At 36.4% G+C, this 24,879-nt stretch carries 15 protein-coding genes; 7 read left to right on the top strand and 8 right to left on the bottom strand.

What is annotated here, in order from left to right; genetic code table 11:
- Window positions 1–2: 2 nt before the first annotated feature.
- On the bottom strand, window positions 3–1,262 hold the full coding sequence (locus tag QP953_RS14590) for a hypothetical protein (RefSeq protein ID WP_052598876.1): 1,260 nt from the start codon (window positions 1,260–1,262) through the stop codon (window positions 3–5).
- 425 nt (window positions 1,263–1,687) lie between these two features.
- The gene (locus QP953_RS14585) at window positions 1,688–2,632 is read right to left on the bottom strand and encodes an FKBP-type peptidyl-prolyl cis-trans isomerase (RefSeq protein ID WP_052598877.1); all 945 of its coding nucleotides are present in this window, start codon (window positions 2,630–2,632) and stop codon (window positions 1,688–1,690) included.
- A 275-nt stretch (window positions 2,633–2,907) separates the two neighbouring features.
- Here QP953_RS14585 and QP953_RS14580 point away from each other — a divergent pair, with 275 nt between their 5' ends.
- Together QP953_RS14580 and QP953_RS14575 are read left to right on the top strand one after the other, a co-directional pair.
- On the top strand, window positions 2,908–3,309 hold the full coding sequence (locus QP953_RS14580; protein WP_052598878.1) for a hypothetical protein: 402 nt from the start codon (window positions 2,908–2,910) through the stop codon (window positions 3,307–3,309).
- 72 nt (window positions 3,310–3,381) lie between these two features.
- Window positions 3,382–4,173: a DUF4625 domain-containing protein gene (locus QP953_RS14575; protein WP_052598879.1), complete on the top strand. Its 792-nt coding sequence runs from the start codon at window positions 3,382–3,384 to the stop codon at window positions 4,171–4,173.
- A gap of 745 nt (window positions 4,174–4,918) precedes the next feature.
- Here QP953_RS14575 and QP953_RS14570 read toward each other — a convergent pair.
- Window positions 4,919–7,879 carry an insulinase family protein gene (locus tag QP953_RS14570; RefSeq protein WP_309551517.1) on the bottom strand — a complete coding sequence of 987 codons (2,961 nt, stop codon included), beginning with the start codon at window positions 7,877–7,879 and terminating at the stop codon, window positions 4,919–4,921.
- A 390-nt stretch (window positions 7,880–8,269) separates the two neighbouring features.
- Here QP953_RS14570 and QP953_RS14565 point away from each other — a divergent pair, with 390 nt between their 5' ends.
- On the top strand, window positions 8,270–10,285 hold the full coding sequence (locus QP953_RS14565; RefSeq protein ID WP_309551516.1) for a M1 family metallopeptidase: 2,016 nt from the start codon (window positions 8,270–8,272) through the stop codon (window positions 10,283–10,285).
- Window positions 10,286–10,317: 32 nt separating this feature from the next.
- Window positions 10,318–11,205 (top strand): hypothetical protein, encoded by an 888-nt coding sequence (locus tag QP953_RS14560; protein WP_309551515.1) that lies wholly within the window; start codon window positions 10,318–10,320, stop codon window positions 11,203–11,205.
- A gap of 15 nt (window positions 11,206–11,220) precedes the next feature.
- Here the strand turns inward: QP953_RS14560 and murF are convergent, their stop codons facing one another.
- The 3 genes from murF to topA form a co-directional block, all read right to left on the bottom strand.
- Window positions 11,221–12,528 (bottom strand): UDP-N-acetylmuramoyl-tripeptide--D-alanyl-D-alanine ligase, encoded by a 1,308-nt coding sequence (gene murF, locus QP953_RS14555; protein WP_309551514.1) that lies wholly within the window; start codon window positions 12,526–12,528, stop codon window positions 11,221–11,223.
- A 200-nt stretch (window positions 12,529–12,728) separates the two neighbouring features.
- Window positions 12,729–13,478 carry a class I SAM-dependent methyltransferase gene (locus QP953_RS14550; protein WP_309551513.1) on the bottom strand — a complete coding sequence of 250 codons (750 nt, stop codon included), beginning with the start codon at window positions 13,476–13,478 and terminating at the stop codon, window positions 12,729–12,731.
- Between the two features lie 158 nt (window positions 13,479–13,636).
- The gene (topA, locus tag QP953_RS14545; protein ID WP_309551512.1) at window positions 13,637–16,273 is read right to left on the bottom strand and encodes a type I DNA topoisomerase; all 2,637 of its coding nucleotides are present in this window, start codon (window positions 16,271–16,273) and stop codon (window positions 13,637–13,639) included.
- A 786-nt stretch (window positions 16,274–17,059) separates the two neighbouring features.
- On the opposite strand from topA, the gene QP953_RS14540 reads away from it, so the two are divergent.
- From QP953_RS14540 to QP953_RS14530, 3 genes are all read left to right on the top strand, one after another.
- Window positions 17,060–17,593: a DUF4442 domain-containing protein gene (locus tag QP953_RS14540; protein ID WP_052598885.1), complete on the top strand. Its 534-nt coding sequence runs from the start codon at window positions 17,060–17,062 to the stop codon at window positions 17,591–17,593.
- Between the two features lie 99 nt (window positions 17,594–17,692).
- Window positions 17,693–18,658, top strand: coding sequence for a DUF1152 domain-containing protein (locus QP953_RS14535; protein ID WP_309551510.1), 966 nt, complete (start codon window positions 17,693–17,695; stop codon window positions 18,656–18,658).
- Between the two features lie 23 nt (window positions 18,659–18,681).
- Complete coding sequence (locus QP953_RS14530; RefSeq protein ID WP_309551509.1) at window positions 18,682–19,218, top strand: hypothetical protein; 537 nt, start codon at window positions 18,682–18,684, stop codon at window positions 19,216–19,218.
- Window positions 19,219–19,279: 61 nt separating this feature from the next.
- On the opposite strand, the gene QP953_RS14525 is transcribed toward QP953_RS14530, so the two are convergent.
- Both QP953_RS14525 and QP953_RS14520 read right to left on the bottom strand, forming a co-directional pair.
- Window positions 19,280–22,405, bottom strand: coding sequence for a glycoside hydrolase family 2 TIM barrel-domain containing protein (locus QP953_RS14525; RefSeq protein WP_309551507.1), 3,126 nt, complete (start codon window positions 22,403–22,405; stop codon window positions 19,280–19,282).
- A 220-nt stretch (window positions 22,406–22,625) separates the two neighbouring features.
- Window positions 22,626–24,743 (bottom strand): T9SS type A sorting domain-containing protein, encoded by a 2,118-nt coding sequence (locus QP953_RS14520; RefSeq protein WP_309551505.1) that lies wholly within the window; start codon window positions 24,741–24,743, stop codon window positions 22,626–22,628.
- Window positions 24,744–24,879 lie beyond the last annotated feature (136 nt).

The raw sequence follows: 24,879 nt of genomic DNA, 5'->3' as shown, positions 1-24,879 counted from the left end.
GTTTATTGTTTAGATTTTAAACGTTCGATTTCTTTTTGCATTTCCTCAATCAACTCTTGTTGTTTGATTGTGTAGAGCGTTAGTTCCTCAATTTTTTGGAGTAAGGTGGCATCCATTTCAGCCATATTAATCCCATTTTTCACAACATCCGAAGCACTTGGCACGTCTGGCAAATGTTTGTTCTCTTCAATAAACTCCTTAACCTCTTTTAAAGGTTTTAACTCATAATCTATGTCAAACACAAAATCTGCCCAATCAGCTGTGCTTCTTAATGCCACTTTTACTTGTTCGCACAAGATTCCATCATCTACAAATAATTTATATCCAGGAACAAATTCAGACGGATTGACACCAATCCCTACTTGTCCTCCATCACTAATAAACATCTGATAGTTCTTTAGACCAGCATTTGAACCAAAGGGTTTCCAAAAATTTAACCCTCCTAAAGATCCCGTCTCGTTGGTTGAAAGATACTCAATCCCATATTGACCATATACCGAAGAAGAATGCTTGTCAAAAAGTACAGAGGCTTGATCTCCATCAAACAAAGCAAATCCATCTGCGACATGAAGTTTCACATATTGATCCAATACATCTGTTGCGATTCCTACTCCTCCCTTATTACCATTAAAATGAAAAATAGTATTGGCTGTTGGGCTTCCTGGATTTACAAAACTTGGATCAGCACAGTTGATAAAAAGATTGCCACTAGTATTCGAAGAATAAATGTGATTCTCTGGTGTTGCCCCTCCTCCTAGGTTCGTTTCATCAATGTAAATAGAGTTGTTTCCTACTTTAATAAAATCCGTCGCATACAAGGAAGTAAAGATATTAGAGTGAACTGCTGCCGTTGTCTGTACCGTTCCATCTGGAAATACAAAACCACCTCTAAGAGACTCTATTTTGCCTTCTACACTCAATGGATTGTTTGGGCTATTGGTTCCTATGCCTACAAAGCCTTTCTCATTCAATCGCATCCACTCCGTGCCATTTGTAAAAAATCGAAGGTTACCTTTTTCTTTCAGATTGAGTGAGATGTCATTATCCAGCAACTCTATAAAGAATCCCCCATTAGAAGCACTCGTGTTCCTCAACATTATTTGCACGGCTTGATTGCTTCGTTCGTTGATTTCTAAGTGACTGCTAGGAGTAGTTGTTCCTATACCAGCATGTCCATTTGAAGGAAATACATTTTGGGAATAGCCTGAAAAAGACATGGCGCTAAAGATTGCCAAAGGGGCAATGATTTGTTTAAAATGCATAATTTGGTTTTAATTTGGTTTGATAATATATTATGAATAGTTATAATCTAAAACCGTTTTTAGCTTATGAAAATAACTACTTATCAATTTCCGAATTATTTTTTTTTATATATCACCATTTTTATCCATTTCTTACAACTGCTCCCCACTAAATTATTACCAAAACGTATATTGATCTAGCCTATAGATGCTCATACACAGCAGATTAGTTCCTATTCAGAAGTTTACAGTTTATAGCAATTAAATTTTAGAAAAAAAAACCTCAATTACTTTATTATTATCAAATAAATGGAAGGGTTCTCTAAAGAGATCAAAAAAAGGAAACCTTAGCAAGCTAAGATTTCCTTTTTGTTCTTTGGTTAGTATCAAAAATGAGTCTATATTTTAGAGCTATTTTTATCTAACCATTTACCTATAAAATCAAATTATTCAGGATTTACCTCAATCAACTCTACATCAAAAATCAAAGCAGAACCCGCTGGAATTTTTGGAGATGGTGCTTGCATTCCGTAAGCTAAGTTTTGAGGAATGTAAAAACGATATTTTGCGCCCTCAGACATCAAAGGAATACCTTCTTGCCACCCTGGAATTACTTGTCCAACGCCAAATGTAGCAGGCTCTCCACGCTCTACAGAACTATCAAATACAGTCCCATCAATCAACGTACCGTGGTAGTGTGTTTTTACTCTATCAGCAGCTGTTGGTTTAGCTCCTGTTCCCTCTTGGATAACCTCGTATTGCAACCCAGATTCTGTTGTAATAACACCTTCTTTTTCTTTGTTAGCAGCCAAGAAAGCTTCTCCAGCCTCAATAGCTACAGCTGCTTTAGCTTCCGCTTCCGCTTTCATGATATTTTGATACTCTGTAAATTTAGGCTCTAAAAATGCTTTCAAAACACTATCCATTTCTGTTTGAGTCATTTCCAATGAATCTTTTGTCAATCCATCAACATAACCATCTTTTACTCCTTGGAAATCGAAAGCAGACGCTGGAATATCTACTTTTTGTGACATATCTCCCAAACCAGATGTAAGACCAAAATTGTAAGCAATCTTACCGCCTGCTTCTGGTGTTTCAGATGGTTTTTGAGATTGCATGCGTGCTTGCATTTCTTCTTTTGCTTTTGCAACAGTAGCCGAATCTCCCTTTAGAGCTTCTTTCATCCCCTCTACAAATTGATCTACATTTTTTTCGTCTTCAGTGAACATAGTTGCTTGCTTCAATGATTTTCCCATTTGAGCACCATAAGCATATCCTAAGCTATATTCTGGAGTGTTCTTATTACTTTCTTCTTTTCCTTCGTTTGTACAAGAAACCATTGTCAAAGACAATAGGAATACAGACAAAGCCAACAAATTTAAAATTTTCATAAAATGAATAAATTTTTATTTAAGTCAATACAATGATTAATATCCCCAAAATAATTGGGCACCTAGAATGTTTAGGCGTGCGAATTTAGCATTTTATATTTTAAAAACTCAAAGAATGGTTCTCTGATTTTTGTTCAAATATGGAGATAAAATAAATTCAGGGAATTTTTATGCAACAAAAAACGCAACAGTGTTGCATTAATAAAAATAATCTTCTACCTTTGTTGCAACAGTGTTGCTTTAAGCTTTAAACTAAATAAAAAAAATTATTAATCATGCACAAGTTATTTAAACTATCTATTTTAATTATTATCCTTTTCAACTTTATCAGTTGTACACAAAAAGAGGAAGAAGTACACAACCACATTACCATTGATGTGCTTTCTCCTACCAATAATGGTACTGTCAGCACTCCTAATACGACAGCTATAAAAATCAATTTGACTGCTGATGTTGAATTGCATGATGTAGAGGTTACGTTAAAAGATTCTAATAACAACTCTATCGCTCCTTTTAATCCACTAGATGTTCATTCGCACACCAAATCCACTACAATCGATGAAGTAGTAGATCTTTCAAGTTACGCTGCTGGTGAAAAATTCACCTTGACTATTGAAGCTTGTGAAGACCACGATTGTTCGGAAAAAGAAACCGAAAGTATCTCATTTAGTATTTAAAACATTTGACAACAGCACTCCATGTATGGCGTGCTGTTGTTGGCTTTCAGCTATTTAAAATTACAATTGACTATGAAATTCATTTACTTATTGGTAGGAGCTTGTGTTATTTTTTCGGCTTGCACAGAACCCAATATTGACATCGCCAATCCTGTTATCAACATCCAAAATATCAGTCCAAATCCAGTAAGTGGATTAGTTTGTGGCTCTATGGAAAGTAATGTTATTTATGTCAAAAGTGCTGAAACCATTACATTCGACTTTGTTTTTGAGGATGATGAAGCACTCTCTCAGTACAAAATTGATATTCATAATAATTTCGATTGCCATGGTCACAGAGGACCTATCACAGTAGACTGGAATTTGCAAGAAGTAATCAATTTAAGTGGTCAAACAAGTTCCATTACAAAAAGTATTACTGTCCCTAATGATGTAACAGCGGGAAGTTACCATTGCTCTATTTTGCTTTTGGACGAAGCAGGAAATCAAGCCCCAACTATTTTTTACACATTAAAAATTCAAAATAGCACCGATACCATCCCTCCTACGCTCCATTTAACTCAACCCACTAGTTCTAGTATAAACATCAACAAAGGCAATACCTTGAATGTGCAAGGTTCCTTGATGGATAATAATAATTTGGAAAACGGTCGACTCGAATTGATTTATTTTACGCCTTCTGGCAATAAAGGAACCGCTCAGTCTCTTCGTTTAGACAATACCGTTAGCAATACCTATAACTACAATTTAAATTATACGATTCCAAGTTCATTTGTTAGTGGCACCTATGATTTTGAACTGAGAGCTTACGATGCTGTAGGCAATATTGCTAATATTGCTACTTTTCAAGCTATTGTTCTCTAATATTTAACTACGCCAATTGTCCTATTAAAATTCATAAAAATAACATACCATACAATCCCAATTCATAGCTATTCAACCCTTACCCTGTCAAGTAATATACTTCCAGGTGAGTATTATTTGGTTATAGGTGGCAAGTCATCATAATTGGCTATTTAATGACTTCCACCTTTTTTTTATTCCTGTCTTCTTTCTAACATTACTCCGTTGAAACCACGCAGTAGCAGCGCAGCAAACTAAAAGCAAAGCGCTCACGCAGTATCGTATTAATTTACCACACGAGGGCTTTTTTTTTCGTTGATTATCAGCAAGATGCTTTTTTTATGTTTTTACTTCCTGAGCCTACGGGTTCGTAGAAAAACTAAAAAACTAAGCTTGCCGAGTAGGCTTGTGCCAGTAGCACAAAAGCCCAAGCTCATGACCAGAGGGAACTAGCCTTGCGATCTCATGAGCGTAGCGAATAATAAACAACAGAGTATTATTGTAATAATACTTCATAATAGTAGTTCGTTGATTTTTTACTTTTTTACCAAAAAGATAAAAAAGCACATTTATATTAGTTTGATAATCAAAGCTTTAACACAAAACACGGCAAACTTACAACTTATTGATTATCAAACTAATAAAGTTTTTCAACGAACTATTGTCATAAAAAAGCCTCTTCTTAATAAATTCCCTTAGGAACTCTTAAAAAGAGGCTTTTAATCATTGGTTTAGAAATTCAAAATTTCACGATGAACTTCTTCTCTTATGGCTTTTTAGTAGCTTCGCTATCTCCAAAAATTTCATCAATAGTAAATTCTTCCACTGTTCCCAAAGATTCCAAGAACTTCATATCTACTTTTTCTTTATCTCCCAAGACCAAGTATGTATATTTACGTCCCTTGATTTTTTCTTCTTGAAACTTTTTGATAGCAGCAATTACAGCTTCTTTATCTTTTGCCAATGCACTAACTTTATCATAAACATCTTTACGAATATCGTGGTCAACGCCTTTCTTTTTATTGTTTCTATACGTCCAATAAATACCGCTTTTGGTAATGCGCTCTGACTCAATTTTCTTAGTTAATGCTTCTGCAGCACCTTGCATCAAACCTTCAGAAACAGGCATTTCCTCAACAATTTCTTTCATAGCAGGAATTGCTTGATCCATTTTATCGACTTGAGTTCCTACAAATGCTCTAAAGTAATGTGGTTCATCCTTTTTATACGGAGTAGTATTACTAGCATATGCAGAATACGCTAACGCTCTAGATTCTCTGATTTCTTGAAATACAATTGAGGAAAGTCCACTACCAAAATATTGATTGTATAAACGGCTGTCTACATACTCATTCAAATCAAAATGATCTGTTCCTTTTGACAACATCATAATCTCTGCTTGTGTCATATCAGGAAAGCTTACAAAAATCACTTTATCCTCATTCGTATCCAATTCTTTATATTCTTTCTTAGCAGGAATTGGTTTTAGTTTTGCAGGAACTTCGTGATGTGTGTCTAAGATTTTAGAAACCTCGGCAGGTGTCTTGGTACCATAGTAGAAAACATCGTGCTCATAAGAAGTCAAGTTATGAATTTTATCAATCAATTCACTAGCAGCAATATCATCTAAAGCCTTTTCCGATAAGCGATCCATCAAAGGAGAATTTTTACCGTATTTAGCATAATTCAACATACCATTGTACAAAATGGCTCCTTTCTCTTTCTTTTGATCTGCACGGCTTTTCTTGATAGAAGCAATCATATTCTTTAATGCCTCTTCGTTTCCTTTAGCATTCGCCAAAATGTGCTCAAACAATTCTACCCCTTCTTCCAAAGAACTTTCCAAACCTGTTAGCGTAACATAAGCAACATCATTGGCAGCAAATACATCAAAACTAACTCCTAGTTTATAAAATTCTTCTTGCACTTCAGCAGGAGTATATTTATCAGTTCCTAAAAATGGCAAATACTTAATAGCTATTGGCAATAGTTCATCATGCTCTGATCCCATATTCACAATATAATTCAAAGAGAATGTTTTATTGTATGGGTTGGTAATATGATCTAGCTGAATGCCATTTGACAATTTAGTGGTAACAATTTGCTTGTCAAAATCTAAAAACACTGGTTGCAAAGCAGGGGTATTTATCTTATCCCATTCTTTTTTGAATTCAGAGATAGCCTCTCTATTGACTTCTACAGGCGTAATTTTAGGTTTTTCTACTGTATAAATATCTTTTGGCTTGCCCTCTCGCTTATAAATAACAGCGTATTGACTATCCTTCAACTTTTCATTAGCAAATGCCACCAAATCTTCTTTGGTTAACTTGCGCATTTTATCATAATGATTCACAATATCCTTCCAGTCTTGATCGTACAAAAACGCATTTAGCATTTTGTCCGCACGCCCATAGTTGGACTCCATTTTTTTGATTTCGCTATATTCCTTATCATTGATAACAGCATCAATCAACCAATCTGGAAACGCTCCTTTTTTCACCATTGCCAATTGACCTAACAACAATTTTTGCACTTCTTCTAAGCTCTGTCCAGTCTTAGGCTGCCCAGCCATACAGTAGAAACTATAATCGTATGCACCACTAAAGTAAGAGTATGTTCTAGCTCCAGTACGTTGTGTTTTGACTAAGTTTAAATCAATTAGACCAGCACTCCCATTAGCAACAATCATATCCATCAATTCACAAACCAAAGCCTCACGGCTACCAATACCGTCCAATCTCCAAGCCATTGTCACTGTAGGGCTCTCTTTACTAAACACGTCTCTTTCTACCGGCACCTTAAACTCTGGTTGGGCAGGATTCGTCCACTTCGGTACTTCTTTGCTTTTATAATCTCCAAAATGTTTTTCAACCATTGGGATAACATCATCTGGATTAAAATCCCCTGCCAAAATAATGGCCATATTATTCGGCACATAATAAGTATCAAAATATTCATGAATCTTTTCCATCGAAGGGCGCTTCAAATGCTCTCCTTTTCCAATGGTTGTTTGTTGACCATAAGGATGGTTAGGATATAGGCTTTCCATCAAAGCTTTGTTGACTTTACGAAAAGCATTGTTTTGGCTAATATTAAACTCTTCGTATACCGCCTCTAATTCTGTATGAAACAACCTCAACACCAACTCACTAAAACGCTCGCCTTCTAGTTCCAACCATTTTCCTAGGGCATTAGAAGGAATATCATTAACATATACGGTCTGATCCAACCAAGTGTAAGCATTGGTTCCTTTTGCCCCTAAAGAAGAAACCATTTTGTCGTATTCATTGGTAGCAACATACTTCGCTGCTTCATAAGACAAGGCATCAATTTTTTCTAAATTAGCCTTGCGCTCTGCCTCATCAGCAGTTCTATTTTTTTCGTACAAATCAGAAATTTGCTTCAACAACACCTTCTCTTTTTCCCAGTCCAAAGAAGCTATTTTACTCGTCCCTTTGAACATCATATGCTCCAAATAGTGTGCTAATCCAGTCGCATCAGAAGGATCGTTTCTAGAACCTGTTTTGACAGCTACAAAAGTTTGGATTCTAGGAGCATCTTTATAAACGCTCATGTACACTTTCAAGCCATTTTTAAGGGTATAAATTTTTGTTTTTAAAGGATCTCCCTCTACAGTCTCATATTGGTATTTCCCACTCTGTGCCTGAGTAGCACAAATAAAGGACACCAATAAAATTGCAGAAAAAAACATAGTTGCTAATTTCATTATTTTGCGCTTTTGTGGTGAAAAGGTTTTACTTAACTACGAAGTATTAAGTAATCGTTCAGAAAAAATCATATAAAAATAAGTCTATTTTTTAGCTATATTTTTTTCTGCCCACTTACTTAAGATATTATAATGCAATTTTAGCGAAAAGTATTCAAGCAAAATGCTTGCTTCTTATTCTTCTCTATTTTTTTGCATCACAAAACTTCTTATTGTTTCTAGCAAAACTAAGTTTTTTTTATGAGAATACACTTGATTTACAACCACAATATCGACCAGTGACTATATACTATCCACAATCAACAAATAGTCTGTCGAAAACATTGGTTCTTTATTCTATTTTAAACTTGTTATTAGTATGTTTGTTGTTATGATCAAAAGGACTATACTATGAATTTTTATAAACCACTCCTCGTACTTTTACTATGTTTAGGACTTGGAGCTTCCACTCAAGACTCCAAATTAGCAACCCCACTTTCTCTTAGAACAGCCAACTACGAAATTGACTTAACTTTAGATGTCGAAAAAAAGCAAGTGTATGCTAGCCAATACCTAACCTTCAAGAATCCATCGTCAGACACCATTTGGACGATGCCTTTCCACATGTACTACAATGCGTTTAAAAATAATAAAAGCACCTTTGCCTTAGAAGCAAATAGTATCTTGGGCACCAAGAGTCAGGAAGACATCGAAAACGGCATTTGGAGTTGGATAAAAGTTGATGAAGTAATTGACCAACAAGGAAATATTTTATCAGACAGCCTTCATTTTGTTGCTGTAGACGATCAAAATGAACAAGATCATACTGTTTTAATCTTGCGTTTAAAAGAACCTATTCTCCCACATCAAACCTACGGTATCCAGATGAAATGGACTTCTCAAATTCCTAAGACATCCATCCGAACGGGTTATAATAGAGATTACTTCTTCATGGCGCAATGGTACCCCAAATTAGGAGTTTACGAGCCTGCTGGCAGCCGTTTTGCCAAAACAGGACAATGGAACTGCCATCAGTACCACGCCAACACCGAGTACTTTGGTGAATTTGGAGTCTACAAGGTAAATCTGACCGTTCCTGACAACTTTGTGGTCGGTGCCAGTGGTTTTTTAGTAGAAGAAAAACCTACTCCCAATAAACTAAGTCTCCAACGCCCTCTAAAAACATATACTTATTTGGCAGAAGATGTCATTGATTTTACTTGGACTGCTAGTCCACACTTTACAATTATAGAAGAAACATGGAAAGGGGTAAAAATCAAGTTGCTAATTATGCCAGAACACATTTGCAACAAAGAACGTTTTTTAACGGCAGCCAAATACACCCTTGATTTTTTTGAAGCCTACCTCGAAAAATATCCTTACCCAACCCTTACCATTGTTAGCCCTCCTTATTATGGATTATTTTCAGGCGCTATGGAATACCCTACGCTATTTACTGCGCCAACTTTATGTATTTTGCCGCCCAACATTCGAACTACCGAAACCTTGACCATGCACGAGTTAACGCATCAGTATTTCATGCAAATGCTTTCTACCAACGAACAGGAAGAGGCATGGATGGACGAAGGTTTTACAGCGTTTTTTGAAGCAAAAATGATGGATAAATATTACCCCAAAGGTGTTTTTTATTGGGATTATATGAACATCAATGTAGGATCGGAAGAATACCGTAGGGGGCGCTTTTTTAATGCGGACAATATTAAAATTGGTCCAATGAGTCAATTTGGATGGCTGTTTAAACATGGCGGACATCGAGAAATTGTATATGGCAAGGCAGCGGTTTGGCTAAAAACCCTAGAAGGAATGGTTGGCGAGGCATGTATGCAAGATATTATCAAAACTTACTTTAAACGTTGGAAATTCAAACATCCCTGCCGATTCGATTTTATAGATATTGTGAATGAAATTGTTCCGCAACATCACGGAGATCTTTTTGGAACCGATATGAATTGGTTTTTAGATCAGGTAATTTATGGAACAGAAGTATGTGATTATAGTGTCCATTCTATTACAAACAAAGAAGTCGTTGAGCCACTGGGGTACTTTGATAATACAACTCAAGCCCTCGTTCCTACCAACAAGACCTCTAAAACTTATGAAGCAAAAGTAGTCTTGTATCGCTTGGGGGAATTGTGGTTACCTCAAGATGTTAAAATTACATTTGACAATGGTGATGTGGTACTTGAACGATGGGATGGAAAAGCAAGGAGCCACGACTTTACTTATATTGGCAATCGAAAAATTGTTGCCGTGGAAATTGACCCAGCTTTAAAAATTCCATTAGACAAAAACCTTATCAATAATAGTTATGTTGTAGAACCACAATCAGCTGGAATTACTCGTTATTTTACGTCTTTTTTAACTTGGATGCAAGGGGCTATGGTTACAGCAAGTGCTCTCATTTAAATATAGATGGTACGTTATATTACTTTAATACTATGAATTTACTCCAAGCATTACAACAAGGAATCAAGCAAACTTGGCAATACAAGCCAATGATTTTTTTCTTGTATTTACTAACTTTTCTACTGGCTGCATTTGTTGCCTACCCGCTCAAAAGTTTACTTGAGTCTACTGTTGGGCATTCGATGATGATTACTGACCTAGTAAAAGGCTTTGATTATACATTCTTAAATGACTTTAAAAACGCACATGGCGATGGTTTTCTACCTATCATTGACCAATCTATTGTCATCTTAATACTCTACCTACTCCTATTTATATTTGTTACAGGTGGTATTTTCGCAACATTTATTCAGCAACCACAGACCTATAATCGAAGTATTTTTTGGGGACAAAGCGCCGAGTTTTTCTGGCGATGTTTACGACTGACCTTTTATTTTTTGCTAATACATAGCTTTGTTTTTGCACTTTTTGCCTTTGTATTTTATACTTCGTCTAATGGCTTATCTCCCTTTACTTTAGAAAATGAAGGAACCATAGCGTTTAATTTCAAAATTATTGCTCCCATTTATATCTTAGTCGCCGCTTTCTTTTTTATGTGGCAAGATTATGCTAAAATATTTTTGGTAGACCAAGATAAAACATGGATTTTTCAATCCCTCTGGCCAGCATTGAAATTCATAATTAAACATCTAAAACAAACCTATGGTCTCTATCTACTGAATTTGGGAATATGGTTTGTAATGGTCTTTATTAATTATTGGATTTCGACTCAGATTGAGTTCAATTCTGAAAATGCCATTTGGCTTTCTTTTGCAATCTCTCAGATTTTTGTCCTCTGCCGATTGAGTTTGAAATTAATTAATATAGGAAGTGCTGTTGCCTTGCATCAATCTACTCAAGAGAATTTATCTCATTCCTAGCACCTTGCTAAAGATTTATACAAACAAGTTTTCTAAACGATTTCCTCTTGAGCCTTTGACAAAAAAGTACCTTTGTTGGTAATTTTGAGCAGCAATAAATGCCTTTACGGCTGCCCTAGTCTCAAAATGTTGAATGTTACCTGACTTTGGAAGGTGAATATTGGCAAATGACTCACCAACCAACAAGACCTTTTCAAATTGAGCATAGTCAATGCGATTCACAAGTTGCTGGTGTTCGTCCTTGCTATACGCTCCCAGTTCTAGCATTTCGCCTAAAATTAGTATTTTAGCCTCTTGCAGATTACTTTGATGGATTTCATCTAGAAATACTTCCATGCTACTAGGATTAGCATTATAACAATCCAACAAGACTTTGTTTTCGTTCCAACTAATCTGCTGAGAACGCAGTGCCGCAGGTTGATAACTTTCCAAACCTTCTTTTATTGCCCCCCCTTCTATATTGAAATAATGCCCTACAGCCGCTGCGCCAAGTAAGGCATCCAACCAAAATCGACCAAATAAGTTCGTTTGCACGTCCCATTGAGTTTGATTTATCGACAACACCAATTTCAAAAATGGCGTATCAGTAATGGTTCCATCCACCGTACACCCATTTCCATAAAAAACTCGTTGAGCGACTTCCTTAGATATATCTACTAATAAAGCATCATTTTTACAAACAAAAGCCGTCTTATTCGTTGCTGCTAAAACATCGTATAGCTCTTTATTAGCATTGATAATATTTTCAATAGAACCATATTCTCCCAAATGATCTTTCCCACAATTGGTAACCAAACCATAATCTGGTGCAATCAATTTTGCCAAAAACAATGTTTCTTCCAAATGATTGGCACCTATTTCCAAAATTGCCATCTCATAAGTTGCATCAATAGAAAGCAAACTCAACGGCACTCCCAAATGATTGTTCAAATTCCCTTGTGTAGAAAAAGTTTTGTACTGCTGTCCCAAAACACGATGCAACAATTCTTTGATTGTTGTTTTACCATTAGAACCAGCAATGGCTAAAATAGGGCATTTTAACTGCTGTCGATGATACCGCGCCAAGTCCTGTAATGTCACTTCACCATCCTCTACCAAAATATACCGTTGGTCCAATTTATGTTTTTCTTTTAGTTCAGGATCATTAATAATGGCATAAGCTGCTTTTCCGCTATTAATTGCCAATTCTGCAAATTGATTTCCTCGATGTACACCACGAGTATCTTTTTGTCCCACAGCTACAAAAATGCCATTAGACAACTCTTTGCGTGTATCAATAAACACAAAAGGATGGTTCAAATAATGTTGGTATAATTCTTCCATAAAGGTTGTTTGATCTTGGATTTATTGCGAATCAATTCAATTGCTCAAAGCTAAAAAAAATGCACGGATAGCCCTAAAAATAATAGGTAATAATAGCGTCCTTCCCGTCAAGCTATAAAAGAGGGTAGTTCAACGTTAACAAAGATAAACATTGGGATTGACCCTTTATCACATCGATTCATTAAAATCACACACCAATTTTAAGTAAGGCGCCCTATTTTCAAAAAAATAGGAAAAGAAACTTCTTTTATTTCTTCTTTTCCCCAATAAGCTTCTATTTGTTTAATTACTGTGTCAACAGGATTGGTTGCATGTTCCCTTAAATATTTTTGTAAGCTTGACCAAGTGTTCAAATACCCCTCCAATTCATCTAGCTTCCACTGAAGGTCTATTGAATAAGAACGATTGATTTCGAGCGCTTCAAATGGAAACGGAATGGAAGTGTAGTGATTGTCAATATGCTTGCGTTCGACATCCCAATAAGGTCCAATAATTTGTGTATAATAATCATCTATCAGAACATCAATTTCTTCACTGATTCGCAACAAACCATATCCCCAAATAGCAAGAATGGCATTTTTCTTAGCAACTCGCTGAACTTCTTTATAAAAAGCATCAAAATCAAACCAATGCATTGCTTGTGCAACCGTAATCAAATCAAATTGATTGGCATCAAAAGACGTTTTTTCAGCAGCTTGTACGCTATAATGAATATTATCTTTAGGAATAGCGTATTTAATTTGTTCTGTGCTAATGTCTGTTGCTTGAACTGTTTTAAAAGCAGTAGATAAGGCTGCGGCTACCTGACCATTTCCTGTTCCACAATCCCACAAACAAATATTGTTTTCGGGCAATTCTGCCAACATTTGCAACAAAGCTTTAGGGTACTGGGGTCTAAATTTTCGGTATAAATGCGCCTGCTTCGAAAAATTTTCTTTTGTTCGTTTCATCTCCCTTTTAATGCTATGTAGTTCAATAAGATCGGTCAATAGAAATCTAATATAACTAAAAAAAAATGATCCAAGTAACTCATCCGCTCCTTGAATCATTTTGTATCTTATAAACTATATTAATAGCAACATGGCTAAACTATTACTATACCGTATCTCTATTTTTTTGTTGTCGTTTTCTTCTTGGTTCCCGTTGTTTTTTTCTTCGTTGTTTTTTTCTTTGCCGCAGGTTTCTTTTTGGCAGCCTTCTTCTTTTTCAACACCCCTCCTTGTTCTTCTACCAATTGAATAACATACTCCAAAGTAACTTCTTTCGCTTCTTCAGGAGTCATTTTCTCTCCCTTCTTATTCAACAACTTATAACTCTTACGATCTTTATCAATTTTGATAAAAGGTCCCCAACGACCATTTTGAACAGACAAACCTTCTTCGTCCCATTTGTGAATATAACGATTGGCTTCTTTCTCAATTTTAGCCTTTACTAGAACAATCGCTTCTTCTTCTGTAATCGTTTCTAACTGAAAGCCTGAGCCTTTGGTAATCGAACAATACAACCCCTCCCATTTCACAAAAGGACCAAATCGACCTTCTCCCTTTGTTATTGGTTTATCTTGATAATACCCAATTGGAGCATCTGCCTTTTGTTTTTCTTTAATCAATTCGATTGCTCGTTCCATCCCAACTTGATGTACATCTTCTGTTCTAGGGATAGAAATAAAAGCACCATCATATTTCACAAAAGGTCCATAACGCCCCTCTCCTATAACAACTTCTTTGCCTTCATATTCTCCTAAGTTTTTAGGAAACTGGAACAATTCCATCGCTTCTTCAAAGGTGATCGTTTCTATAGATTGCGTTTCTTTTAAATTGGCATATTGAGGTTTTTCTTCGCCCAATTCTTCTGTCAAACCAATTTGAGCAATAGGACCAAATCGACCAATTCTCACCAATACCGACAAGCCAGTTTTGGGATCTTTGCCCAAAATCCGTTCCCCTGTAACACGATCTGCATTTTCCAACGTATCTTCTACTTGATCGTGAAATGGTTTGTAAATATCATCCAACATCTTTACCCAATCCTCTTTTCCTTCTGCGACAATATCCAGTTGATCTTCGATTGCTGCTGTAAAGCTATACTTCATGATGTTCGCAAAATGTTCTGATAGGAAATCGGTTACTTGCATTCCCAAATCACTTGCAAACAATTTATTTTTTTCGTATCCCACATGTTCCGTCTGAGTAGCCGTAGCAATCGTTGTTTTTTTGCCGTCCAACGTCAACACTTTGTATTCTCTATCTTTTCCTAATCTAGTCTGTTTAACCACATAACCTCTATTAGGGTCCATAATTCGGCTAATCGTTGGCGCATAAGTAGACGGACGACCAATTCCCAATTCCTCTAGTTTCTTAACCAAACTAGCTTCTGTATAATGTGGTTTGGGGCGAGTAAAACGCTCTATGGCATCCATTTTTTCTAACATTAATGGTTGCCCTACGGTCATTGGTGGCAAAATTTTATCGTCCGTATTATCGTCATCTTCTTGCTCGTCTTCTTCTTTAGACTCTAAATAGACCTTCAAGAAACCATCAAATTTTAACACTTGCCCCGTAGCGACCAATTTTAGGTCATTTATCGTCGAAATATCAATATCTATTGTTGTCTTTTGCAACTGAGCTTTTGCCATCTGAGACGCAATGGTACGTTTCCAGATTAAATCGTACAAACGATTCTCATCACTGCCCATGTTTACGGCACTATTCTCAGCATAAGTCGGACGTATTGCCTCATGCGCTTCTTGAGCAGAAGCTTTGTTATTGGTATATTGTTTTGTATTTAGATAATTGTCACCGTATAATTTCTTAATTGTATCTGCCAAAGCCGCCAAGGCTGTTTCGCTCAACGTAGTAGAATCTGTACGCATATAGGTAATGTGTCCCGCTTCGTACAGGCGTTGTGCAACAGACATTGTTCTGGAAACAGAAAAACCTAATTTTCGACTAGCTTCTTGTTGTAAGGTAGATGTCGTAAATGGAGCAGCAGGTTTTCTATACGCAGGCTTAACAGCAATATTGCCTACTTTATAATTAGCCGGCGCACATTTTTCTAAGAATGCTTGTGCTTCTTTTTCAGAATCAAAATTCTTGTTTAGGTTGGCTTTGAAATGAACTGTTTTATTTTTTGAATCCTGAACTTCAAATTGTGCTACTACCTTAAAAAAGGGCTTGGGGGCAAAATTATTAATTTCTCGCTCTCGCTCTACTACCAATTTCACAGCAACAGACTGCACACGTCCTGCCGATAATTTCCCTCTAACCTTGCGCCACAACAACCCCGACAGCTCAAACCCGACCAAACGATCCAATACACGTCTTGCTTGTTGTGCATTGACTAAATTTATATCTACTCTACCAGGGTTTTGAATGGCATTTTGCAAAGCAGGTTTTGTAATTTCTCTAAACGAAATCCGCTTGGTAGAGTCCAAGTCCAATTTTAACACCTTTGCTAGATGCCAAGAAATAGCCTCTCCTTCGCGGTCTTCATCCGTTGCCAACCACACTTCATCCACTTTCTTGACCCAATCTTTGAGCTCTTTAACTACTTTTTGTTTGCCTGTAGAAATTGCATAATTAGGTTTGTATGAATTGTCAACCTCTATGGCTTTTTTATCTTTCGAGTCTTTGATTAAGTCACGGATATGCCCATAACTAGATTTAACTGTAAAATCTTTTCCTAAAATTTTTTCAATTGTCTTCGCTTTAGCGGGAGACTCCACTATCAATAAATGTTTTGCCATGTTGCAAAATCCGTTTTTCCCTAGTTATATAAATATAGTCGTTTGTTATCCTTGCAGTTTCGAGCGTTCTAAACGGCTATTGTATTAGCTTATAATAGTTCGTTGTTTTTTTACTTTTCTACCCAAAAAGACAAAAAAACACACCTACAACAACTTGACGATCAAAGCTTTAACGCGAAACACAATAAATCTACAATTTATTGATCATCAAACTAATAAAGTTTACTTCGTGAGCGCTGCGCTTTTAGTTAGCTTTGCTGCTACTGCGTGGTTTCAACGAACTATTGAGCTTGAGTATTGCTACTTTTTCAAAATTTGGTGACAGTCTGCAAGTTAATAAGCCAAGTCCGCTCCTATTGCATGGTTTTAGTAGATTATCAAAAATAGTAATTTATTGATTGTCATTAATCCCTAAAATAGCTCAAACCATAATTCTCACCAAGATGTTTATTCGTTGGATTTAAGTAATCGTTCAAAAAAATTATATTTATTAAATCCTTTTTATGCGCATTCAAACGCCTCTTTTAACTTCGAAAGATCCTATTAGAATGCAAAAGTACAATTTTTTTTTAGACCTCAAAATATAGTTTGAATGCCACAGTATACAAAAAAGGTCGTAAAATAAACTATCAATACACTAAAATTGTTGCTTTCGGGGTTGTTTCTTTTTATAAAAAACACACTAAAATTTACATAAAATTCATCTTAGAGTATAATAATTATCGTATTCTGTCTTATTTTAAGGCTGTCAATTCGACATTATCATCATATCATAAAAAATCATCAATGGCAATCACCAATAATCTAACACTCCCTTTTGACAATAGTAACCCACACATCAAAAAATACCTCAAACAATTAAGTAATCCTGTTTTGCAACGCTTGTTTTTGCTTGCCAAACTTCCCGCTGCATTTTTTATGGGTGTTAAAGTCCAATCTGTAAGCCCTCAAGAAGCAAAGGTTACGGTTCCCTATTCTTGGCGTTCTCAAAATCCATTCAAGTCTACTTATTTTGCGGCACAAGCGGCAGCCGCTGAAATGTCTACTGGCGTCTTGGCTATGTTGGCACTTCAAGGACGAGGTAAAATATCAATGCTGATTACCAAAATGGAAGCTACGTATGGTAAAAAAGCTGTCAGCACTGCTACATTTACCTGTAAGGAAGGGGATAAAATCATAGCGGCTGTTCAAAAAGCCATTGAGACAGGAGAAGGGCAAGAGGTTAGCATACTAACTATTGGTACTCAAATAGATAAAAATGGACAGGAAGTAGAAGTATCTAGATTTACATTTACTTGGTCTTTTAAAGTAAAACAATAATGGAAACTGGTTAACAATGATTTTTTGCTCAGAAAAGCAACGTAGAACAGTACCTTACGCATTTTTCTCATCAAATTTATAAACTATAAAACAAAACCCATGAACCATTCATTAACTAAAATCCCCTTATTTCAAGCTTTAGAAAATAGCCAACATATTTTACTAGCAGGTGCTGGTGGGGGCTTTGATATTTACGCTGGCATTCCACTTTATTTTGCGCTTAAACAATTAGGCAAAACCGTAACATTAGCCAATTTTTCTTTTACATGGCTGGATCACACAACAGCGAAAGAAGTCTGCTCCAAATGTTATCAAATAGAAGCTAAGGATATAGATCAATCAGGGCGAAATTATTTTCCTGAAAAATTTTTAAAACAATGGCTAGCCCAACAAAAAGAGTTTCCCGCATTGTATGCCTTTGATAGAATGGGAGTCCAACCTCTAAAAGAGGCGTACATCTACTTACAAAAGAAACATCAAATTGATAGCGTCCTTTTGGTAGATGGAGGCACGGATAGTGTACTCTTCGGAGACGAAGAACTCTTGGGTACCCCTCAAGAAGATATGTGCACAATTGCAGCCGTTCAAGAAAGTGGTATTCCAACTCAATTGCTCGCTAGTATTGGTTTTGGCATCGACCATTTTCATGGGGTATCTCACTTTCGCTTCTTAGAAAATGTTGCGGCACTCGCCAAAGAGGGTGGTTATTTGGGCTTATTTCAGCTCACACAAGAAATGCCAGAGGCACAGCATTACATTAAGGCCGTTCATTTTGCCAACCAACAAATGCCCCAAGCTCCTAGTATTGTCTCCAATTCTATCGTAAGTGCTCTACAAGGAGCCTATGGAAATATTCATGCTACGACCAGAACTATAGGAAGTGAACTTTGGATTAATCCTTTGATGACAATTTATTGGTGCTTTGAATTAAATGCTCTAGCTAGCAAAATAGAGTATCTAGAAGCCGTAAAAGATTCTGTTACGATGGGTGATTTTAATAAAAAGTTAGCTCAATATAGAAGTGGTTTAAAACAGACAAGACCTTACAAACAGCTTCCCATTTAATAAAACAATTACTCCTCTTCAAAATGAGAACTTTATTAACATTCATTGCCTGTTTCTATTTCTTTAAAGCTTCATTGGCTTGTAGCTGTGCAGAAATTCCCTCTATCGAGGATGCTTATTTTATGACGCAAGTTATTTTTTCAGGCACCGTCATTCAAATAGAAAACGTTTCTTTGTGGGAAACGGTCACTTCTGACAAAAGAATGCAGGTTCGAAAAGAGTATCAGCAACGGCATCCCAATGCAGCCTTTTTTGATAATGCAATCATTCAAAAAGTAAGTATAAAGCGCACCAAGGTTTACAAAGGAGAAAATATAAACGATACCCTTATCATTTTTACTCCTCGTTCGGGGGCGGCTTGTGGTTTTACATGGTTTAAAGTTGGGGAAGATTTTACCATCTACGCCAGCATTTACAACAACTATCTTTACAACTATACTTCTTTTACGAATTTAAAAGCACTCCAACTCCCCAACAGTTATTGGACCAATCAGTGCACTAGAACATTTGTCTATAGGGAGCAAGAAGCGGAAACATTACTCCAACTGAGTCGAGATTAATTGATGGTATTCAATGAGCGATTACAACAAGAACTCAAAATCATACCGAACTAGACAACTTCTATTGGTTCCAATCATTAATCGTGTTGATTGGTTGCATGACAAATTTATACCTATAGATACGTTCTGTTAAACGGTATTTTTTATGTGGTTTCTGCCACCACGAGTCATCGCCCCCAAGACCTTGTTGTACGCAATCAATTTCCAAAGCGACTAAGTCACGTTCCTTAACGTCTATTGTATGCCGATTCTTTTCGTTTTGTCCACCTAATGCACGGACTTCAGATTGGAAATCTTCGGTTAAATAATGCAATGCAGACATAGAAAAAGGCTGTTCTAAAGCTGTTACTTTTAAACCAACACCTTCTTTGTTGGTCAATGAAAGCCATTGTACATCTGTTTTGTTAGCGTTCTCTTGTGGGCGAATATAAGGCACATATTGTTCTGCAACGGTACTTTGGTAAAGGTCTACAAAAGCCGCTGATTTCCTATCTTGATAATTTTCAAAAGGTCCTCTCCCAAACCATTTTAATTGATCGTACTCTTTGGGCAATTGCATGGCTAAACCAAATTTGGGCAACGCACCAAATCGAATTAGTCCTCGTTTCAATTCACTGCTAACCATAATTTGACCACTGCTATACACATCGTACTGCACCACCAATTTCCCATTCGTACCCAATCGATAAACCACTTCAATTTGAGCTTGTTGAGCATTCGCAAAGATTAAGCGTGCTTTGTTAGCTTTGGCTCGGTTGCTAGCACGTTTCCAATTACCTGCCCTTAATAATAAGAAATTGCCATAATCATTATCCGTCATACCTCGCCAAAAACTAGGCGCAAAACCCTTTTTGATCAATTCTTTTCCATTCGTTTTCCATGAAACAATATTGCCTAGCTGCAAATCAAAACGGACGCTAAATTCGTCCCCTTCTATCCTCAAATTATCTTTATTCGCCAATACTTCTATAGAACGATTAGGAATGGTATCAATAGAAATGTTAAAGGGTGGAGTATTCACTAAAAATTGTTCTCTAGCCATGATATGCCCTATTTGGGAGACTGCTGTTGACCTATTTCCAATCAACTGAATATTCAAAAAACAAGCTTCTTTTTTTGTTCTATTCAACGCCTCATATTCCAAATCAATTGTCAGGCTATCACCTGCCCTTACATCTATTGCTTTTATTATCCCTTCTTTGAGAATACGCCCTTCTGTTTTTAATTGCCAGTGCAAATCAAAGTTAGAAAGATTTACAAATGCATAATTATTATAAACTTTAACTCGTCCTTGATTTAAATCTACTGCTTTGATTTGAGCATATTGATAGACCTTTTTGACCTCTTGTAAGGCTGGTTGCGGGCTTCGATCAGGGAAGACAATCCCATTCAAACAAAAGTTGCCTAGGCTGGGAATGTTTTTAGGACCAAAATCGCCACCATATGCCCAATACCGCTCTCCTGACGCACTAACTTTCTCTAGTCCTTGATCGACCCAATCCCAAATAAATCCGCCTTGTAAAGCATCGTATTGTTCAATTAAGTTCCACCAATCTTGAAAATTTCCTGTGCTATTCCCCATTGCATGCGCATACTCACACATAATTAAAGGTTTAAGAGACTCCGACTGAGCATATTTTTTTACCTTGTCAAATAGAGGATACATAGGCGCATAAATATCTGAATTTCGCCAATTTAAATGCGCTTGTTCGTATTGTACGGGGCGAGTAGTATCTCGTTTTTTTAACCAATCATAACTGTACAAAAAGTTGGTTCCATTCCCTGCTTCATTTCCCAGAGACCAAATAATAATGGATGGATGATTTTTATCTCGCTCAACCATTCTTCTTATCCGATCCCAATGCGCCAATTTCCACTTCGGGCGTTTTGCCAAAGAGGCAAGACCATAGCCCATTCCATGTGATTCGATATTGGCTTCATCCACCACATAAAATCCCATAGCATCACACAATTCATAAAATCGTTCGGGTTGAGGATAATGAGAGGTTCGAATAGCATTGATATTATTTGCTTTCATTAACTCCAAATCTTTCTGTAACAAAGCCTCTGTTACAACATGAGCAGTTTTAGGATCGTGTTCGTGTAAATTCACTCCTTTTAAATAAACGTACTTTCCATTCACCAATAATTGCCCATTTTTGATTTCCGAGGTACGAAAACCTGTTTTGCAACTAACCGTTTCTAATTGAACACCATCTTTATCTAATAATGTCAATACAAGGGTGTATAAATTAGGTGTTTCGGCAGTCCAAGGTTTTATTGTAGGCAACAGGTCAGAAAAATAAACGATAGCCTCGTTTGGTAGTTGCACCCGTTTTATTTTTTTCAGAATAGTCTTATTGTTTTCTAACAATTCTAACTGCAAATTAAGCTCCGAATTACCTTGTAAAATAACCTGAGTCTTTAACTGCCCTTGTTCGTAGTTTTGAACCAAACTTGCTTGTACCTCGAAGTCTATTATTCTTTCTTTTGGAGCAGCATAAACATACACAGAACGCTCTATACCACTCACTCGCCAAAAATCTTGACATTGTAAATAACTCCCATCTGAATACCGATACACCTCTAGTGCAATTGTATTTGTTCCCTCTCTAACATAAGCCGTAATATCAAATTCTGCGGGGGTCTTACTCCCTTGTGAATAGCCTACTTTTTGTCCATTTATCCAAAGGTAAAAGGCAGAATTAACGGCTCCAAAATGTAAAATAACATCTCGTTTCAGCCAAGCAGCATCTAATTCAAAAGTATGTCGATAAGCACCTATTTCGTTTTTACCTACTGGAATATGAGGTGGATTTTTTGCTTGAAACGCATACGCTTGATTAACATAAATAGGAACACCATAACCATTCACTTCCCAATTTCCTGGTACTGGAATAGTTCCCCAATTACTAATATCATAGGTCACTTTGTAAAAATCTTTTAAGCGTTTACGCTCATCTTTCACCCAATAAAAAGCCCATTGCCCATCCAAACATTGATAATATTTAGACCCTGACTTGTCTTCTTGTAATGCTAATCTTCTTCGTTCAAACGAGAAGAAATCAGCGTGGGGTTCTAATTTATTGATTGCAATGACTTCTGGGTTTTCCCAATCATTTTTTTGAGCAACAGAATTATTAAAATACAACAATAAAACGCAAACGATGCAGAACAGTAACTTCATATAAAATGCTTTTCTTTTACCCCTTACTCTGTTAAAACCACGCAGTAGTAACATAGTTAAACTAAGCGATAGCGATCTCACAAAGTAAGCTTTATAAACCAAGAAGTGTGTAAGAATAGTTGCCTATAAAAAGAGCAGAACGACAATAATGTTGTTCTGCTCCTACCTAAATTAGTTACACTGAAGTTCAAACTCTAATTAAACATGAACTTTTTTATCATTATCGTATAATTTGAAATGGTTGACCAACAATATGATCGACATCTAAGAAATACATTCCTGGCAGGATATCTTCTAGATTTATTTTTATAATTGGTTGATCTATCCTACCTTCTTTAACAATTTCGCCCGTAATTCCCACAACTCTATAAGTAGAGCTATTCAAAGATTTAGGAAGTTCTAAATACAAATCTGTATTTGTTGGGTTAGGATAAATATTTAGTTGTAATTGGAGCAGTTTCGATATTGAGTTAAGATCTTCTGTTCTAAAGCTCCATGTCGAACTCCACGGACCAGCAGTTGTCCCATTTAATGCTCTAACTTTCCAGAAATATTCTGTTTTAGGTTGAAGGTTGTTTACAGTCCATGTAGAACTAGAAGCAGTATATGTTTGTGGATTACTAGCAAAAGTAGCACTGGAATCAATCAACATTTCATAAGAAGAAGCTCCCACAGCTGTTGTCCAATCAAATACTAAATTCACATACACTTGATTGGTTGCTAAATCAGCTGGTGCTATCAAATTAAAGTTATCCAATGAATTTGTTGTAAAGCACCATACAGCGCTATATTGCCCCCATGAAGTACCATCTGTTGCACGTACTCTCCAATAATACTTTGTGCTAGACAACAGACCACTTAATCCTATATTTGTATTTGAACTCGTATACGTTTGAGCTGTCGCAAAGCTTGGCAATGTATCTACGTCTATTTCATAAGAAGTAGCTCCAAAGGCAGTCGTCCAAACCAAAGGTAAGGTGCTGTAACTTTGCTCGGTTGCCAGATTCGCAGGTGAGGTCAATTGAAAAGAGTCCAACTGAGGAATATCTGTTCCCAAATATCTTGCTATTGCAAGATCATTTCCTGTATATCCAACAGCAACAATTTTGTTGTCAGCAGGCTGAACAAGCACGTCAAAGCTTTCACTAATTGAATTGTTGTTAAAAGAAGTATGTACAACTCCCCCGTTGCCAAAGGAAACATCCAAATCATAATTACTAGATTCCAAAGTTCTAACAATTGTAAATTCCTTAGAAGTATATCCACTTGATCCTGCTAAAATAAATTGACCATTGTTATCTTCTGCAAAACCATAGGCTACGTCATACAAATTTCCAACATCTTTTCGTGTTTTAGGGCCTTTAATTCCCCCTGCATCGTCCAGCTCTACCAAAGAAAATTTATCCAAAGCCAAACTTTGATGACTCGTTCCGATCAAAAGTATATCACCATCAGGGCGAATGGATACAGAATAGGCACGATCTTGATCTCTACCATCTATACTCCCTCCATAATCATACGACATAACACCATCTGCTGAAAAAGTATTGTCCATTGTTCCATTAGAATTGATGCGGGCAGCATAGAAATCGGAGTACCTTGAAGACGATACAATATCTCTCCATCCTGCCGCTACTATTTTTCCATTAGGTCGAACTTCCAAATCCTCAATACACAAATAATAAGTATTACCTAAAGTTGTACCAATTGGCAGTTGTTGAACTCCAAAGGTCAAATCCAAATTTCCTGTAGACAGGTAACGTGCTACAATAGGCTTTGCTTCGTTAGAAGAAATTTCAGTATTTCCTCCCACTATAATATTTCCAGTCAATGCATGAATTTTGACAACTTTAATTTCATCTTGTTGGTTAGAAACAAAGGTACTGATAACAATCCCATTTGTACCAAAAGTACTATCAATAGAACCATTGGTATTATAACGAACTAATGCAGCATCTTTTTTGGTTCCATTATCACTAGATCCTGCCAAAATAATTTTCCCATTGGTTTGGATAACCAAATCATATGCGACATCCTCACTGCCTATTTGCAAATCAGTTGTCACGATTCCTCCATTTCCAAAAGTGCTATCAAGTGTGCCATTCGTATTATATCGAGCGCAAACAAAATCTTTGCCTGTAATCAAGCTACTAGAATTACCTGCTACTACGATTTTCCCATTGGTTTGAATAGCAACACCATGAGCTTGGTCTAAGCCATTTGTAATTGAAGTAACTACTTTTCCGCCTATGCCAAAACTTGGATCAAGGCTTCCCGCTTGCTGCGCAATAAGGTTTGAACATAAAAAAGATAATAAAATGAGTTGTATTGTTTTCATTTTGTTTGTTTTGGTGATTAACGTTTTCTTAGGAACTAAAACCTTTGAAGCACAAGCAATAAGAATCTTGCTGTCCTATCAAAGTAATTAATAAGCTCTTAATTTTAAAGCCCCCAAAAGTAAACAAAAAAACATA

Source organism: Aureispira sp. CCB-E (assembly GCF_031326345.1).
Lineage (GTDB): Bacteria > Bacteroidota > Bacteroidia > Chitinophagales > Saprospiraceae > Aureispira.
The sequence above is the reverse complement of the archived record's forward strand: the minus strand, read 5'-3'. Positions and strand labels throughout refer to the sequence as shown.